The 17,069-nt window shown below is 54.3% G+C and carries 12 protein-coding genes and 1 other RNA gene; 9 read left to right on the top strand and 4 right to left on the bottom strand.

Annotated elements, in window-relative coordinates; all coding sequences use genetic code 11:
- Positions 1 to 63: 63 nt before the first annotated feature.
- Positions 64 to 3,402: a mechanosensitive channel protein gene (locus tag VW41_01610; GenBank protein AJZ87834.1), complete on the top strand. Its 3,339-nt coding sequence runs from the start codon at positions 64 to 66 to the stop codon at positions 3,400 to 3,402.
- A 47-nt stretch (positions 3,403 to 3,449) separates the two neighbouring features.
- Here VW41_01610 and VW41_01605 read toward each other — a convergent pair whose 3' ends face one another.
- Positions 3,450 to 4,340, bottom strand: coding sequence for a LysR family transcriptional regulator (locus VW41_01605; protein AJZ87833.1), 891 nt, complete (start codon positions 4,338 to 4,340; stop codon positions 3,450 to 3,452).
- 105 nt (positions 4,341 to 4,445) lie between these two features.
- On the opposite strand from VW41_01605, the gene VW41_01600 reads away from it, so the two are divergent.
- The 6 genes from VW41_01600 (at position 4,446) to VW41_01575 (ending at position 13,273) form a co-directional block, all read left to right on the top strand.
- Positions 4,446 to 5,147, top strand: coding sequence for a pirin (locus VW41_01600; protein AJZ87832.1), 702 nt, complete (start codon positions 4,446 to 4,448; stop codon positions 5,145 to 5,147).
- Positions 5,148 to 6,307: 1,160 nt separating this feature from the next.
- On the top strand, positions 6,308 to 8,974 hold the full coding sequence (locus VW41_01595; protein ID AJZ87831.1) for a glycosyl transferase: 2,667 nt from the start codon (positions 6,308 to 6,310) through the stop codon (positions 8,972 to 8,974).
- Complete coding sequence (locus tag VW41_01590; protein ID AJZ87830.1) at positions 8,974 to 10,422, top strand: coproporphyrinogen dehydrogenase; 1,449 nt, start codon at positions 8,974 to 8,976, stop codon at positions 10,420 to 10,422. The genes VW41_01595 and VW41_01590 overlap by 1 nt, the downstream gene beginning before the upstream one ends.
- 3 nt (positions 10,423 to 10,425) lie before the next feature.
- Entirely contained in the window at positions 10,426 to 11,217 is a 792-nt protein-coding gene (locus VW41_01585; GenBank protein ID AJZ87829.1) for a hypothetical protein, read from the top strand.
- Between the two features lie 81 nt (positions 11,218 to 11,298).
- Complete coding sequence (locus tag VW41_01580; GenBank protein ID AJZ87828.1) at positions 11,299 to 12,462, top strand: MFS transporter; 1,164 nt, start codon at positions 11,299 to 11,301, stop codon at positions 12,460 to 12,462.
- A 16-nt stretch (positions 12,463 to 12,478) separates the two neighbouring features.
- Positions 12,479 to 13,273: a hypothetical protein gene (locus tag VW41_01575; GenBank protein ID AJZ87827.1), complete on the top strand. Its 795-nt coding sequence runs from the start codon at positions 12,479 to 12,481 to the stop codon at positions 13,271 to 13,273.
- A gap of 41 nt (positions 13,274 to 13,314) precedes the next feature.
- Here the strand turns inward: VW41_01575 and VW41_01570 are convergent, their stop codons facing one another.
- Positions 13,315 to 14,412, bottom strand: a complete 1,098-nt coding sequence (locus tag VW41_01570) for a RecF/RecN/SMC N-terminal domain protein (protein ID AJZ87826.1) — start codon at positions 14,410 to 14,412, stop codon at positions 13,315 to 13,317.
- A gap of 280 nt (positions 14,413 to 14,692) precedes the next feature.
- Here VW41_01570 and VW41_01565 point away from each other — a divergent pair, with 280 nt between their 5' ends.
- On the top strand, positions 14,693 to 15,061 hold the full coding sequence (locus tag VW41_01565; protein ID AJZ87825.1) for a hypothetical protein: 369 nt from the start codon (positions 14,693 to 14,695) through the stop codon (positions 15,059 to 15,061).
- An 81-nt stretch (positions 15,062 to 15,142) separates the two neighbouring features.
- Positions 15,143 to 15,619, top strand: a complete 477-nt coding sequence (locus VW41_01560) for a hypothetical protein (GenBank protein ID AJZ87824.1) — start codon at positions 15,143 to 15,145, stop codon at positions 15,617 to 15,619.
- A 125-nt stretch (positions 15,620 to 15,744) separates the two neighbouring features.
- Here VW41_01560 and VW41_23690 read toward each other — a convergent pair.
- Positions 15,745 to 16,121, bottom strand: an RNA gene (locus VW41_23690) — bacterial RNase P.
- Between the two features lie 59 nt (positions 16,122 to 16,180).
- Complete coding sequence (locus tag VW41_01555; GenBank protein AJZ87823.1) at positions 16,181 to 16,990, bottom strand: transcriptional regulator; 810 nt, start codon at positions 16,988 to 16,990, stop codon at positions 16,181 to 16,183.
- Positions 16,991 to 17,069: the final 79 nt, after the last annotated feature.

Genomic DNA, 17,069 nt, shown 5'->3' with positions numbered 1-17,069 from the left:
CTCAAACACCTAAGGGGGAAACATTGCTTTCCCTCTTTTCCAGCAACGTTATAGGTAACTGACGTGCGCCTGATTATCACTTTCCTGATGGCCTGGTGCCTCAGTCTGGGGGCATACGCAGCAACGGCTCCCGATGCAAAACAAATCTCGCAGGAACTGGAGCAGGCTAAGGCCGCCAAAAACACGCCTAACCAGGCTGAGATTGTGGAAGCGCTTCAGTCGGCGCTAAACGCGTTAGACGAACGTAAAGCCTCGCTGGAACGCGCCGAACAATACCAGCAAGTTATTGATAATTTCCCTAAGCTGTCGCAAACCCTGCGCAAACAACTCACTAACCTGAGTGATGAACCTGAAGAGGTGTCGCCGGGCATGAGCAGCGATGCGTTAAACCAGGAGATCCTGCAGGTCAGCAGCCAGCTTCTGGATAAAAGCCGCCTTGCCCAGCAAGAACAGGAAAGAACCCGCGACATCAGCGATTCGTTAAGCCAGCTCCCTCAGCAGCAAACGGATACGCGTCGCCAGCTCAACGATATTGAGCGTCGCGCCGGTGCTCAGCAAAGCGGCAGCACTCCGCTAGCCCAGGCCCAACACTTCCTGCTTCAGGCCGAGTCCGCACGCCTGAAGGCTCAGGTTGATGAACTCGAACTGGCACAGCTTTCCGCGAACAATCGCCAGGAGCTTTCCCGCATGCGCGCTGAACTGGCGCAAAAGCAAAGCACCCAGTTGGATGCCTATCTTCAGGCCTTGAGAAATCAACTCAATAGTCAGCGTCAACGCGAGGCGGAGCAGGCGCTGGAGAGCACCGAACTGCTGGCGGAGACCAGTGCCAACCTGCCGCCGGAAATCGTCGAGCAGTTCAAAAATAACCGTGAACTCTCCCAGGCACTCAATCAGCAAGCCCAGCGTATGGATCTCGTCGCCTCCCAGCAGCGTCAGGCAAATAACCAAACGCTGCAGGTGCGCCAGGCGCTGAATACGCTGCGGGAGCAGTCCCAGTGGCTGGGCGTTTCCAACGTTCTGGGCGAAGCGCTTCGCGCCCAGGTCGCCCGGCTGCCGGACATGCCCAAACCGCAACAGTTAGATACTGAACTGGCGCAGTTGCGCGTAGAGCGCCTGCACTATGAAGATTTGCTCAATAAACATGCTCAACTGCGGCAGGTTCGCCAGGCCGACGGCAGCCCGTTAACGTGTGAACAAAACAAGATCCTGCAGGCGCAGCTTCGCACCCAGCGTGAGCTGCTGAATTCGCTGCTGCAGGGCGGCGATACCCTGATCCTCGAGCTAACCAAGCTGAAAGTGGCGAACAGCCAGCTGGAAGATGCGCTGAAAGAAGTGAACGAGGCGACCCACCGCTACCTGTTCTGGACGTCTGACGTCAGCCCGATAGGCATCAGTTGGCCGCTGGAAATTGTCCAGGATCTGCGGCGTCTGGTTTCGCTGGATACCTTCAGCCAGTTAGGGAAAGCGGCGATCATGATGGTGACCAGCAAAGAGACCCTCCTGCCGTTCTTTGGCGCACTGATTCTGGTCGGGTTTAGTATTAGCTCGCGCCGCCACTTTACCGCCTTCCTGGAACGCTCCAGCGCCAAAGTCGGAAAAGTGACGCAGGACCACTTCCGCCTGACGCTGCGCACGGTGTTCTGGTCGATTTTGGTCGCCTCTCCACTCCCCGTGCTGTGGGCAACTCTCGGCTATGGTTTACAGGAGGCATGGCCTTACCCTATCGCGGTAGCGATTGGCGACGGCGTTACCGCAACGGTTCCCCTGCTATGGGGGGTGATGATCTGCGCGACCTTTGCCCGCCCTACCGGGCTGTTTGTGGTGCACTTCGGCTGGCCGCGCGAGCGCGTAGGCCGAGCCATGCGCTACTACATCATGAGCATCGGTCTGATTGTGCCGCTGATCATGGCGCTGATTATGTTCGATAACCTCAACGACCGGGAGTTTTCAGCCTCGCTGGGCAGGCTTTGCTTCATCATGATTTGCGGGGCGCTTGCCATCGTGACGCTCAGCCTGAAACGCGCCGGGCTGCCGCTCTATCTCGACAAGCAGGGCGATGGCGACAACATCGTCAACACCATCCTGTGGAACCTGCTGCTCTGTGCTCCGCTGATGGCGATTCTGGCGGCTATCGTCGGTTATCTGATGACGGCTCAGGCGCTGCTGGCACGCCTGGAAACCTCCGTAGCCATCTGGTTCCTGCTGCTGGTGATTTATCACATCATCCGCCGCTGGATGCTTATCCAGCGCCGCCGTCTGGCCTTTGACCGCGCTAAACACCGCCGGGCCGAAATCCTCGCCCAGCGAGCGCGTGGCGAAGAAGATACGGCGCATGCCAACAGCACAGAAGGCTCAGTTGAAACCGTGGACGAGCCGGAAGTGGATCTGGATACCATCAGCGCCCAGTCTCTGCGTCTGGTTCGCTCTATCCTGACGCTGATCGCCCTGCTGTCGGTCATCTTTCTGTGGTCGGAAATTCATTCAGCCTTTGGCTTCCTCGGCAACATTACGCTGTGGGACGTGACCTCCACGGTTCAGGGGGTGGAAAGTATCGAGCCGATAACGCTTGGCGCGGTGCTGATTGCCATTCTGGTGCTGATCATTACCACGCAGCTGGTGCGTAACTTACCCGCGCTGCTTGAGCTGGCGATTCTCCAGCACCTGAACTTAACGCCCGGCACCGGTTATGCGATCACAACCATTACGAAGTATCTGCTGCTGCTGATTGGCGGGCTGGTTGGCTTCTCGATGGTGGGGATTGAGTGGTCCAAGCTACAGTGGCTGGTGGCGGCACTCAGCGTGGGGTTGGGCTTCGGTTTACAGCAAATCTTTGCCAACTTCGTCTCTGGCCTGATTATTCTGTTCGAGAAGCCGATACGTATCGGAGACACGGTAACCATCCGCGATCTGACGGGGACCATCACGCGAATCAACACCCGTGCGACAACCATCAGCGATTGGGACCGAAAAGAGATCATCGTGCCGAATCAGGCCTTTATTACCGAACAGTTCATCAACTGGTCGCTTTCGGACTCGGTCACGCGCGTGGTGCTCACCATTCCTGCGCCGACAGAAGCGAATACGGAAGAGGTCACCCAAATCCTGCTGGAGGCCGCGCACCGCTGCACGCTGGTGCTTGATACACCGCAGCCGGAAGCTTTCCTGGTCGATCTCCAACAGGGAATCCAGATGTTCGAGCTGCGTATTCACGCGGCGGAGATGGGCCACCGAATGCCGCTGCGCCACGAAATCCACCAGTTGATTCTGCAGGGCTTCCGCGAGCACAACCTCGAGATGCCGTTCCCACCGTTCCAGATGCGTCTGGAGAGCCTCGGCGGGCAGCGTAGCAGTAAGACGATTAAATCCGCGGGCAGAGCCGCCAGAACGCCTGGCAGCCTGTAATTTCGAGGAAGGGCAAAAACGCGTTGGCAAAAAACCAACGCGTTTTTTTATTTCAGCAGTTTAGGCAGTTCACGCAGGCACCAGGCTTTGGCCTCGCCCATGCTGTCGCGCCGCCACGCCATGATGATATCAATCTCGTTGGTGTATTCAGGACTAACCACCCGCAGGCGGCCTTCGGCAATATCCTGCTCAACCAGCGGATACGGCATTGTCGCCACGCCAAGCCCGGCCAGCAGAGCCAGCCGCTTCTCTTCAATAGAGCTCACCGTCAGGCGCGGCTGTTTGTCCAGCAAGCGGACCGTTAACACCGGTCGTTCACGGGCGGTATCGGCCACCGCCACACCGCGATACTTCACGCGGGTCACCTCAGAAAGCGGCTCCGGCTCCTGATGAATCGGGTGATCCGGCGCGGCAACATAAACGCTCATCACTTTGTACAGTTTGCGGGAGTTAATCTCCGAGGAACTACGGAAGTGCATATCCGGGGCGATAACAATATCGGCCCTGCCCTGCTCCAGGCGCTCCCACGCCCCGGCCAGCACTTCGGTAAAAATAGATAATTGAGTGTCGGCTTTATCGGCCAGCTTATCCACCAGCGGGAACAGTTTTTCCGTCGGCACCAGCGCTTCGGTGACGATGGTCAGGTTTGCCTCCCAGCCCCGCGCCAGCGCTTCAGCATCGGTCGTCAACTTATCCGCCGCCTCAAGCAGCACTCGCCCTCGCTCCAGTAACATACGCCCGACGTTGGTAAATTTGGTGCGGTGGCCCGATCGGTCAAACAGCACCACGTCCAACTCTTCTTCCAGTTTTTGCATGGTGTAGCTGAGCGCAGAGGGCACCCGCCCCAGCTCGTCGGCCGCAGCGGCAAAACTTCCCCGCCGGTCGATCGCATCCATGACCCTTAACGCTTCCAGCGTCAACGCCCTTTCTTTCGCCATTTCGTTCTCATTCAGGAAATTTGAACATACCGAGCAGATTAACTGGCTAACAATGCAGCGTCCAGACCCTTAACATGGGTTTAGTGTAAAGAGAGGTCAAGAATTATGATTACGACAAGAACAGCCAAACAGTGTGGTAAAGCTGACTACGGATGGCTGCAGGCTCGCTACACCTTTTCTTTTGGACACTACTTCGACCCGAAACTGCTGGGCTACGCCTCCCTGAGAGTGCTCAACCAGGAAGTGCTGGCCCCCGGAGCCTCGTTTCAACCACGCGGCTACCCGAAAGTAGACATCCTCAACCTGATTCTGGAAGGGGAAGCGGAATACCGCGACAGCGAAGGCAACCACGTCCAGGCCAGCGCCGGCGAAGTCCTGCTGCTTTCCACCCAGCCGGGTATCAGCTATAGCGAGCACAACCTCAGCAAAGAAAAATCGCTGACGCGTATGCAGCTGTGGCTGGACGCCTGCCCGGACCGTGAAAACCCGCTGGTGCAAAAGATCCCGTTAGCGGGATCGTCGCATCAGCTGATTGCCTCGCCTGATGGCGGCAATCACAGCCTGCAACTACGCCAGCAAGTGTGGATCCACCATATTGAGATGGAAAAAGGCGAGCAGTTAAGCTTCCAGCTCCATGGCCCACGAGCTTACCTGCAGTCGATTCACGGCACGGTGCATGCTGTGACCTCCGCAGAAGAGAAGGAAGCGTTAACCTGCGGTGACGGCGCGTTTATTCGTGATGAAGCAAACATCACCCTGGTGGCAGACACGCCTTTGCGCGGCCTGCTGATCGACTTACCGGTCTAGTTTCACCCTCTGCCTCTTTCCCTCAGAAAGAGGCAGCATCACTCTCATTCCTGGGTATTTCCCCACTGAATTCATTCTGTAGAAAATGATGCAAACCTCTGCTCATCCTGGCCACGCACCTTATACGGCGAAATATTGCCCTGCCTACGAATAACGCCCCCGATATATTCTCGTCAGTTTCGGCCCTTAATGGCTTCGGCAACTGGCCATCTGCGCGGTGAACATAACCACTAACTCATTCAAATATTTCGATAAATTGCCATTCAGTCTTTCAATCAGCGCGCGCGTAGACTATTGGCTCCGACTCTGTAAAAGCCCCATATGGTAAGTAAATATTTAATGGCTGCCTTTCCTTTACCCCCTACTATTTGTCATGACTTAAATAATAATCCAATATTTATAATGAGTTACGAAGACCTGGTGTGAGTTTTACTCTTTCCAGATCAAAATTTAGGGCTCATTATATTTGGGAGCGCTCTTTTTTTATTTTAAACCGGAAAATCGCCTTAAATATTTCGCAAATCCCAGTCTTGCTGAGCGTAAAAATATCAGACTCAGAATGCGTAAACTCGCGCCAAATTGGGAACATTCCCAATTTTTACTAAAGTTTTAAAACTGACATCTAAACGCTTACGCAACTCATTATTTAAAAGGCCTGAAACAAATATTAACCACCACCCGGTTATTAAAAATCCAGCTTTAAAAACAAAAACAGAATGTGTGATAACGCTCACCAACTGGAACGTTCCCGCTTTACGACTAAAAAAAGAGACGTTTAAGATTGCCCGGTCTTTTGAACCACTTATCTGGAATCTGAAACCAGTGAAAAAAATCAATGACTGACAACTAAAAATCAGAAAAATGCCAGACAAAGCGAACCGGATAAATTAATAAAACCGGCGAATACTCTCGGCTAAAAAATAAATAAAAATATTACACTGATAAACGCCACTGCGTTTAGCTATCCCGCGAGCTTATTCTTGCAGGCACTTTGATACATACAGCACTTGAAAGTCAGCGCCGGCACGGGCGCTGACGATGCTTTCTGATTTTGCCGGTTCTGAATGACTTCGAGCGCCACCGCAAACGAAGTCATTCGGAATGTATCAATTGCTTACAACAAATAAGCGTAGCAGTTTCGCTTAAAAGGGGTAGTCGCCATGGACGTTAATGGTCAAAGGTATGCAATGTTTATCTCTTTTGATGCCGTCGCCGTATCGGGTATTACGGTGGAAGCATTAAAAGTTTCACAAAACCTTAAACAAAAAGGTATTAACTCTTATCTCGACCTTGGGTACGACATTAAAGTCGACAAAGGGAATTTTAATAAGCCTTACGATCATGAGCCCGAAATTTATCGCGATGCGTTTACTTTAACGCGCATCACCGGGATTACATCAGTCCCCCATTACTCACCAGAATTTATTGAGAAAGCGCATGCTGTACTTATCAGTGAAAGGCTTTCCGTTTCATTTGAAGAAAAAGAAAAAATAATCACCGCCGTTGAATATTCTGCCCAAAACCTGGCAGAAAGAATTTTACTTCAATGGGAACAACTGCGTATTTGTACGGTGATTGTCGAAAACGGCACACTGCCAGAAAATATTATTTACACCCGAGCGCTTTATCTCGCTATCGAGCAATACGGCCATCGTCACCAGCTAGGTAATTTTGTTATCTGGCGCGATCACGACCTTATGTGGAACAGCGAGAAAAACATCATGAAGTATGGTTTACCGCCGTATAACCATGCCATTAAACCTGTCAAATCCCCTTTTATTAGCTACGTTACGCTGAATAACGACCTCAAAGAAAAGCTGGAACACTGGTGCCAACGGGAAGTCGATATTCACGTAGTGAAAAATACCTACAGCTTTACCGGGCAACAGGCGCTGAAAAACATCCGGGCCTCCCTCAACATTCCCGCCCAGGACATTGTCATTGCCCGAACGACGCGCATCATTCCGCAGAAGCGCCTGGACCGCGATGTGCTGTTGGTTCAACGTCTTAACCACCTGTTCAGACAGCAGAATATTGATAAAACCGTCTGGCTTTTGATTGCCGGTGATACCCGAGAGCACGCCACACATGCCGGTGAACTGGAACACCTGGCGCAGGAGCTGGATATTGCCCCCTGCGTGAAGTTTCTTGGCCCGCTGCACCATAACTTCATGCCCATGAGTCAGGGAAAAATCACCATCGAGGATCTCTACCATTCCTGCGACCTGGTTTCGTTCCTGACCTCATGGGACTACGACAGCTACGGTAACCCGATTGGTGAGGCGATCAGCAGCCAGCGCTGCTACATCACCACCCGCTATGAATACTACCCGGAAGTCTACGGCCAGCACGGCTTTGAAGCCCCGGTCATGCCTATCTCAGACGGGCAGGACGGCCTGCCTGACGAAGCCTTTATCAACGAAGTCTTTTTGCTGCTTACCAACAAACCTCAAATGGAGCGTATAGCCGCCAAAAACTTCGCCATCGGCAAAAGCATCCTTTCTAACAACGTGATGGACATTCTGAATATCACCGCCCCAGGAGTAGATATGCGCGATAACATTTTCGTCTCGGTAGTGCTGCCTGTTTACAATGAAAGCGACCGAATAGATGAAGTTCTGGCCTCGTTATTTGACCAACAGACTCATGGCCGATTGATAACCCATGACGCTTATGAAGTGATTATCGTGGACAACAACTCCCGCGATGATTCCGTGGCAAAGATAAACCACTTCAAAGAAAAACATCCGGCGATGGATGTGCATATTATTCAGGAGAAAATTCAGGGCGTCTCTTCAGCCCGTAAAAGCGGTATGGATTATGCCGCCCTACGCTCAAGGGCGCGTGATGCCCGGCTCGGCAAAAGCAATAAACACTATATTGTTTCCGCCGATGCCGACTGCACCGTGGACCCTTACTGGCTGCATACCCTGATTGAAAAAATGATTGCCGACAACGGCGATCTCGGCACCTGCAATTACTACTACAACCGCGACGCATTCCAGCAGCGTCCCAACCTCTTCCGCGAAATTCAGAAAACCCTGCGCTGCCGCGACGTGTCATTCTCGCTGTTTGGCGGCTTCCCGGATGGCAAAGGTTTCGCCGTGGAGCGCGGCCTGTACGAAAAAATTGGCGGCATCGAGATCTTCTACCAGCTGGAAAAAGGCCGCTTCGTCGAGCACCTTTCCGACGACTGGGATTTCGGCATCAAGATCATCGCCTGGGGCGGCAAGCCGGTTTACGCCAAAGAATCCTTTGTGGAAATCAACAGCCGCCGGGTAGACACCATCATTGAAGATGTGATCAACGGCATCGCCTACGGCAGCGACGGCATCATCATCATGAAAGACGTGCGCCCGGACGTCGCAATCCAAAAAAACACGCTGATTGACCTCACCGAGGAACAGGCCAAACAGGGCTGGGAGTACTCCATCAAGGACTACATCCCGAAAAACATCGTTCTTCCGGCTCTGCTGAATCCGCACATTTTGCTGGAGAACGAGCGGGTACGAGCCTTTTTCTCTCCGCAGGTTGCAGAGCGCCTCTACCAGCGCATTCACGCCATTAAGCGTGAGATGAGCATCATCGACTTCAAGCCGATTCATAGCTACAAAACGCCGGCCTACCGACTCTATTTCGAGTTCCGCCACGAGATATTCACCGCGCTGCGCAACGCCGTCGGGGAGGACATTGGCTTTGCGCCACCGCTTCCGGCCTGTTTTGACAACGTTGCGGAAAACGATTTCGAACGCTTTGTCTGGTACTTCTGTGAAGATCGCGAATCCGGAGAAGCCCATAACTACTTTGCCAACGGAGGTGTTTTCTGATGAATACCGAAGCTATCGCGTCATTAAAAGATCTCGACCCGGCTTACCCGGTTCCGGCGGTTTACGGCTTCCTCTCCCAGCCGGAGAACGAGGCTTTTCTGGACTACGTCCACAAAGATCCTTTTGGCTGCCATGTTTTTCCCGGTGACATTGAGAACTACCCGCTGGCGTCGTTCTTTGCCGATATGGAGCACGACATTCGGGCTGCGAAACAGATCCATCTGTGGGCCTATATCCCAACCTGCCGCTACCGCTGCCACTTCTGCCAGTATCCAACGGTGATCCTCAACCCGAAATCGCCTTCGGCGGAAGGCGTATTCCGGGATCTGGTGGACTACAACATTAAAGAGGCGAAGATGTGGCTGGAAAAAGTGCCCAGCCTGTCTAAAGCGGAAATTGGCGAATTCAACATCTTTGGCGGCACGCCCTCCCTGCTCCCGGAGCCGGAACTGCGCCGGCTGATGGACTTCTATTACACGCACTTTAATTTCTCGGCGGCAACGCTCCGTTTTGAAGGTGAACCTGGGACATTAAACCGCGAATACATCGGCATTCTGAAAGAGCTGGGCTTCAGCAAAATCAGCTTCGGCACCCAATCCTTTAACGACGCCATTATTGCCGCCTGTGGCCGCCAGCACACCGCCATTGAGTGTGAAGAGACGATTCGCAGCGCACGGGAACAGGGCATCGATTGGGTCAGCGTCGATCTTATCTACGGCATGCTGGGCCAAACCGTGGATGACGTGAAGTACGACATGGAGCGCACTCTGGAGCTTGATCTCTCCCACGTAGTCTGCACCAAGCTGCACATGGAAGAGTTTATGAAAACGCGAACCGGCGTATCCGGCGAACGCGAAAGCCTTTGGCAGAAAAAAGGGCTGATCAACATGAACAACATGACGTTCCCTGGGCTGGGCAAGCAATACCAAATGCGCGAACTGGTCGAAAAATATCTCAACCAAGGCTATCGCGAACACCCCACGATGTATTTCCACCAGAATCACCTGGAAGCTGAAAAGTGGAAGGGCTTGATTACGGACCTCGATAAACAATACCCCGAGGTAGCCATTGGCCTGGGCGGCAGCTCGAAATGCACCCGCGCCGAAGCCATCAATATTACCGGCTATAAGCAATATAAGCAGTACCTCGATGAAGGCCGCCTGCCTATCGAAGAAAGCCACGGCATCTCGCCGGAACAGCGCGAAGTTAACGCCTTCAAAATGGCGCTATCCACGCTAATCCCGGTTGATGACGCCGTGTTCTCCCGGCGCTTCAACGGCAAGAGTTTTTTTGAAAACCGCATCATCAAACCGACGCTGGAAAAGCTGCAGGCAAAAGAACTTGTGGTCATTGAGCAGGGTGTGGTCACGCTGACCCCCATCGGCGTCACGCTGGTTGAAGCCATCATTAACACCCAATTTATCCCAGCCGACACGGAGCAGGAGTAAGCCATGAACCACTCTTCAACCACGCCGGTTTTCAGCCTGTTTTACATCGCGATCGACACCGAAGCGGGCATTACCCAGCAGGCGTTTGAGACCTTTGTGCAAAACAAAGGCGTGCATATTCCATGCTATCCGGGCTGGCGCTGGACGCTACTTCGCGGGCTACGCGGCGAACGTGCCGGGCAATATTTGATGCTGTTCGAAATCGAAAATGCGGCAATGCGGGATCGCTATATGGCCGCAGACGGCAACCAGACTGAACAGGCCCGCGAGTTCTGGCGGCAGCATCCTGAAGCCGAAGCGCTGCTGGCCGAATGGCGCCGCTACGGTACCTTCAGCGAACTGCCTACGCTGTTCACCGATTATCGTCTGCTGGCCGAAAATCAGAAAAGTACCGTCCAGCCTGGCCCCCGCTACCAGACACAGCCCCCCGTTGCTCGGGTGATTGGCATTCACAACCTCGCGCTACGCCCTAACGTCAGCGCCGAACAGTTTGAACGCTTTATCGAGGAGAACCATCACCGGATTGAAGATTACCCGGACTGGAAGTTCCGGCTGTTAAAAGGGGAGCGCGGTAACCGACTCGATCAGTATGTGGTGCTGATGGAAATCGCCAGTCTGGAGGCGCTGGATGTCTTTTACCCTGAGCCGGATATCGCCACCGACGAAGCGGCCAAATTTGCCCGGGCCCACCGAGACACCAAACAAATGTACGAGGAATGGAAAAAACTCGCCTCGTTTTCCGGGTCGCCGCAAATCTATACCGATTACCTCTCGGTAGCAGCAAGCCTCAATTAACCCTTGCCACCGCGCGTGCCCGAAGGACCGGGCACGACGAATACAGGCGAGTGAATCCACACCCTGAGTCACGAACTTACTATGACCATAAACTCAACCCCAACCCTGGCGGACGTACAGTCGCGGGAACAGCATGCCACACGCGCCATATTTTTTATGGCCGGTTTAGCCATGTCGTCGTGGGCCCCGCTTATTCCTTTCGCCAAAGCGCGGCTGGAGATTAACGATGGCGCTTTAGGCCTGCTGCTCTTCTGCATCGCCGCAGGCTCAATGCTCATCATGCCGTTTACCGGCCGCCTGATTACACGATTTGGCTGCCGCCGGCTGATGATCTTCAGCGTCCTGGGTCTTGCCGCAGATTTACCGCTGCTGATGCTGTTTGACCAGCGCGAAGCCATGGCGCTGGCTTTGCTGCTGTTCGGCACCTGCAACGGCATGCTCGACGTCGCAATGAACGCCCACGCCGTGGTGGTAGAACAGGAAAGCGAGCAGGCAAAAATGTCCGGCTTTCACGGCTTTTACAGCATCGGCAGCATTGCCGGCGCCGGCAGCGTCAGCTTCTTTCTGTGGCTGGGGGCAACACCGCTGCTTGCCGTGTGCGCCATTGCCATTTTTCTGGCTTTGCTGCTCGCCGCGTCTGCCCGGAACATTTTGCCCAAACAGAAGGGAGCCACAAGCGGCAAAGGCGGGGCGTTACGTGCCCTGAGCCATCCGCCCGTGCTGGTCATCGCGGTACTTTGTTTTTTTGTCTTTATGCTTGAAGGCGCCATGCTGGACTGGTCGGCGGTATTTATGACCTCAGAGCGGGGCATGAGCGCTTCGCTCGCGGGCTTCGGCTACACCTTGTACTCCATCACCGTCACCCTTGGGCGCCTCAGCGGCGATCGTCTGGTCAGCTCCCTGGGTAGCAAACTCGTGCTTCTCCTCGGCTGCGCCATTGCCGGCGCCGGGATTGTCCTGTTGGTCTTCACCCATTGGGGCACCTTACCGGGGTTTATCCTGGTCGGGGCCGGGCTCGCCAACATTATTCCCATTCTCTTCACCTCTGCCGGTAACCAGCCGGGGATTTCAGCGGATTTCGCTATCCCTGCCGTCACGCTTTTCGGCTACAGCGGCCTGCTCGCAGGGCCTGCGCTGATTGGCTTTATCGCCCATCACATTGGGCTCAGTTTGACCTTCAGCGGTGCGCTGTTGCTGCTTTTGCTTGTGGCTTCAGGATCGCCGTTTATTTCTCGCCAGCGTTAATCAAACAGGAGTTTGTATGAGTCAATCATCACCGGCAGTATTCAGTCTTCACTATGTGGGCCTTAACCTGAAAAAGGGCGTAACCGAAGAGACGTTTGAAGCCTTTGTTCAGGCCAAAGGCGTGCAGATCCCAGCCTATCCGGGCTGGCGCTGGACCCTACTGAAAGGCCTGCGCGGCGAGCGTCAGAACCAATATCTGATGCTGTACGAAGCAGACAATGCCGACATCTACTCACGCTATATTGATAGCCAGGGGGAACAAACAGAGCAGGCTCGTGCTTTTTGGCGTGACCATCCTGCGGGCGTCGAGCTTATCAACACCTGGAAAACCTTTGCGACATTTGGCGAGCTGCCAACGATTTTCTCTACCTATCAGCAGTTGGCTGAAAACGAACATAGCTCTTTGCCGGACGGGCCAAACTACCGGCTGCGGGACGGGCAGGAACCGATTAAACGCGTCGTGGGGTTACACAATCTGGCACTGCGCTCGGGCGTCTCAGCGCAGACTTTTGATGCTTTTATCCGCGACAACGTCCACCGCATCGACGACTATCCAGGCTGGAAATTCCATATGCTGAAAGGCACCGGGGGCAACCGCATGGAGCAGTATCTGGTGATGCTCGAGATAGAAAGCCTGGCCTCACTGAACTCTTTCCACCCGGAACTGGACGTCTCCACGGAGAAATCACTGCAGTTCGTGAAGGATCATCAGGAAAGCGAAAGGATGTACGACGAATGGCGCGAACTGGCTTCGTTCTCCGGCGCTCCGCAGCTTTATACCGACTACATCACCATCGCCGGTAGCCTTTAACGTTACGTTTCCCTTCTCCTTACGGGGAAGGGAAAAAGGCGCTATGCGAGCTGGGTCATCGTAGTTTCCCCTTTCTCAATACCCAACTCGTATAGCGTAAACGCCGTATGTTTTTCGAGAAGAGTAGCCAGTTCGGGCGAATGGCTGGTGAGCCAAATCTGGGTGTAACGGCTTGCCTCAGCAATCAGACGGGCAAGCGCCGGGAGCATTTGCGGATGCAGGCTATTTTCCGGCTCATTGAGGGCGATAAACTGCGGCGGCCTCGGGCTAAGCAGCGCCACCGTCAGGCAGAGAAAACGCAGCGTGCCGTCTGAAAACTCAGCGGACTCCAGCGGGCGATTAATCCCCTGCCGGTTCATCATCATCTGGAAGCGTCCGCCGCTGTTATCACAGAAAAACGTACATTCCGGAAAAGCCTCATCCAGCACGGTAAACATCAGCTCGCTGTCGCCAATTTCGACGATGGTCTGAAACGCCGCGGCCAGATTCAAGCCATCACCGGACAGAATCGGAGAGCGGTAGCCCACCTGCGGCAGCCGCAGGCCAGCCCCTTTGGAAATATCGAACTCGTGATAGAAACGCCAGTTACGCAGCGTCTCCCTGGCACTGGAGACTTCCGGGTACAAATGCGGCTCGCCGAGCTGGCCAAAGAGGGATTCATTTTCATACAGCGTGGCGGCGTGAGTTACCTTTTCGCCGTTGACGTTATTAAGAAAAACAGTCTGATTGCGCCGCTGCATTATCGACGAAGAAGGGCGCCGCCGGTAGCCACTGAGCCAGATTTGCTCCTCTTTAACGATAGGGTCGAGGCCAAACATCGTCGGGTACGGAAGCGGCTCGGGGAAACCCACCTGCAGCTCATATTCAAACGTGTCAGTTTCTACCGCCAGCGTCAGCCTGCGCGGCGCGCTGGCGTAACCCCGGGCACGTTCTCCCGCCCACATGGCTTTCTGGATCCCACCTTCATCAGAAAGCCAGTGAGACAATTGTCCACTCCCTGCGCCGTGGATCAGGTGGATCGCCTTGTAAATATTAGACTTCCCGCACCCGTTTGGCCCAAACACCACGTTCAGCCTGCCCAAATCAATGGAAAGCTTGCGTACGGAACGGTAGTTGTCGATGTACAGGGATTTGATCATGATTTTTCGCCGCCGTGAAACTTGAGGGTCATTATGGCAAATACCCGGTAAAGCGCACTTGTTTGCCGCCAAATGCTCAAAGCGATCCCACCGCAACCGCAATATAAAAGCACAGCACCGCAACGATCGTGCCGATCACAATTCTTCTGTCCGTCGTGTCGGGTTCTCTGTTTTGCATCCTGCCCTCCTGGTCACTTGCCCACCTGCTTAATTTCGGTATGATACACAAACTAGTTAACAGTGTTAACCAAATAAGTTTCCCTCAATGATGTGAGTTGTTATGCATACCAATGAAATTGAAGAATTCCGCTCCGCGCTGCGTGAGATGGTGCGAGAGCTCGGCATGCTGAACCGGAAAAGCAGCGGCACCGATCTGTCGCCGTTACAAAGCCATATTTTGATCGAGCTCGATCGCGAACCGGCCGGGGTAACCGAACTGGCGCGCCGGCTATGCGTGGAGAAATCCAGCATCAGCAGAACGCTTCGCGGTCTTGAAAACGCCAATCTACTGGCAAGAACACAGGATGAAAGCGACGGGAGAGCCGCGGTGTTCAACCTGAGTCATGAGGGGGCTGCCGTACTTAAAGATCTTACCGAACACGCTAACGACTTCACCGCTCAGGCCCTATCCCTGGCATCAGACAGTTAAAAACCACAGATTTATCAGTCGGTCAAATCGCTCACTCGCGCGCTGACAAATGCCCGCCGCCAGCGGGATCTTCAGGTTCAGATCAGGCCAATTTGCCCCGGGGACAACCTCGCTATCGCCGAAGTTATCCGCCAAAGCTTCCGCGATAACAAAATCGATCATCTCGAAGGCGTCAGCCTGCACGATCCGGCGCTGAATGACCTGACCGGCGCCTACCAGAAGCTCGGTTCTGGCTACTGGGTGGTTGAACACAAAGGCAAAATTTTGGGCGGCGTTGGCATCGCCCCCCTGCAGGGCGCAGGTGAAGAATATTGTGAATTACAGAAACTGTATCTGGACAGCGGCGTGACGGGCATGGGCCTGGGCAGACGCCTGATGGCGCTGGCGATAGCGCGGGCCGAAGCATTCGGCTATCGTTACTGCTACCTGGAAACGCTCGATGAACTCGGCTCAGCGGTCGCCCTCTACGAAGCATTCGGTTTCAAACACCTCGATGGCAGCCTGGGCAACACCGGCCACAACAGCTGCGAAATCTGTATGCTTAAAACGCTAAAATAGCCCGCGTTGAAGCTGACCGATAAGCCGCTTTCTTTCTATGAAGAGCGTCGTGGACAGTCATTCATCTTATTGTCTCTGAATGCAAAACGCCCCGCCAGCTGTCACTGTGCGGGGCGTTTCTGAATGGTTGAAGCTGACCGATAAGCCGGGTTCTGTCGTGGACAGTCATTCATCTAGGCCAGCAATCGCTCACTGGCTCAAGCAGCCTACCCGGGTTCAGTACGGGCCGTACCATGTGAACCCCTATTTGGCCTTGCTCCGGGTGGAGTTTACCGTGCCACGGACTGTTACCAGCCGCGCGGTGCGCTCTTACCGCACCCTTTCACCCTTACCTGATCCCGCTTGCGCGGGCCATCGGCGGTTTGCTCTCTGTTGCACTGGTCGTGGGTTTCCCCCCCAGGCGTTACCTGGCACCCTGCCCTATGGAGCCCGGACTTTCCTCCCCCTCGCCCGTCTCCCCCGAAGAGGACGACGACGAAGCGGCGACTGTCTGGTCAGCTTCGGCGCGCAGTATAGAGGGTTTCATCTCCCCTGTCACGCAGGCCCGCCAGAAACGAAAAGCTAGTCGCCAACCAGCACCACATCAATCCCGCTTTTGCGCAGCGCGCTCAGGCTATCCGCCGGAATACCTTTATCGGTAATCACCCGGTTAATGCGCTGGATATCGATGATTTTATGCAGGCTGGAGCGGTTAAATTTGCTGGAATCAGTCACCACGATAACCCGCTCAGCGACTTCGCACATTTTGCGGTTGAGGCGCGCTTCATCCTCGTTATGGGTGCTCACGCCGCGTTCCGGATCGATAGCATCCACCCCGAGGAACAGCATGTCGAAATGATAATTTTGCAGCGACTGTTCCGCGCTATCGCCATAAAACGACAGCGACTGACGGCGCAGATGCCCGCCGGTCATCAGTACCTCGACCCCTTCCGCTTCCAGCAGGGCGTTAGCCACGTTGATGCCGTTGGTCATGGCGATCACTTCTTTATGCTGGCGCATCAGCCGGGCGATTTCATACGTTGTGGTCCCGGAGTCCAGAATTACCTTATCCCCGGGCTGGATCAAATCCGCTGCAACGCGCGCAATGCTGCGCTTCAGGGAAGTGTTAAGCGAGCTTTTATCCTCCACCGAAGGCTCTGCTACCACGCTGCCGGGCTCACAAATCAGCGCCCCGCCGTAGGCACGAACCGCAATGCCCTGCTTTTCAAGAAACGCGAGATCGTTGCGGATGGTAACGGTAGAAACACCAAAAAAAGAAGATAAATCATTAACCTGCACGCTTCCCTGCTGGCGAAGGCGCTGGATAATCTGCTCGCGTCTTTCGCTGGTACCCGGAATACGTTTGTCCGTTGCGGTATCGCTATTGCTCATAGGGTAACCTTTCAATATATCTTTCGTTTCATTTCTATTTGCCTATTAACACCTTTCTTTTAGCAGAAAGCAAGCCCCT

It is taken from the genome of Klebsiella michiganensis, from assembly GCA_000963575.1.
Taxonomy (GTDB): Bacteria; Pseudomonadota; Gammaproteobacteria; order Enterobacterales; family Enterobacteriaceae; genus Cedecea; species Cedecea michiganensis_A.
This window is presented reverse-complemented; position numbering and strand designations above follow the sequence as displayed.

What these genes read in the sequence shown, in the direction of transcription:
- VW41_01605 (AJZ87833.1), bottom strand. Translation starts at nt 4,340, where the DNA reads ATGGCGAAAGAAAGGGCGTTGACGCTGGAAGCGTTAAGGGTCATGGAT.
- VW41_01600 (AJZ87832.1), top strand. Translation starts at nt 4,446, where the DNA reads ATGATTACGACAAGAACAGCCAAACAGTGTGGTAAAGCTGACTACGGA.
- VW41_01595 (AJZ87831.1), top strand. Translation starts at nt 6,308, where the DNA reads ATGGACGTTAATGGTCAAAGGTATGCAATGTTTATCTCTTTTGATGCC.
- VW41_01590 (AJZ87830.1), top strand. Translation starts at nt 8,974, where the DNA reads ATGAATACCGAAGCTATCGCGTCATTAAAAGATCTCGACCCGGCTTAC.
- VW41_01585 (AJZ87829.1), top strand. Translation starts at nt 10,426, where the DNA reads ATGAACCACTCTTCAACCACGCCGGTTTTCAGCCTGTTTTACATCGCG.
- VW41_01580 (AJZ87828.1), top strand. Translation starts at nt 11,299, where the DNA reads ATGACCATAAACTCAACCCCAACCCTGGCGGACGTACAGTCGCGGGAA.
- VW41_01575 (AJZ87827.1), top strand. Translation starts at nt 12,479, where the DNA reads ATGAGTCAATCATCACCGGCAGTATTCAGTCTTCACTATGTGGGCCTT.
- VW41_01570 (AJZ87826.1), bottom strand. Translation starts at nt 14,412, where the DNA reads ATGATCAAATCCCTGTACATCGACAACTACCGTTCCGTACGCAAGCTT.
- VW41_01565 (AJZ87825.1), top strand. Translation starts at nt 14,693, where the DNA reads ATGCATACCAATGAAATTGAAGAATTCCGCTCCGCGCTGCGTGAGATG.
- VW41_01555 (AJZ87823.1), bottom strand. Translation starts at nt 16,990, where the DNA reads ATGAGCAATAGCGATACCGCAACGGACAAACGTATTCCGGGTACCAGC.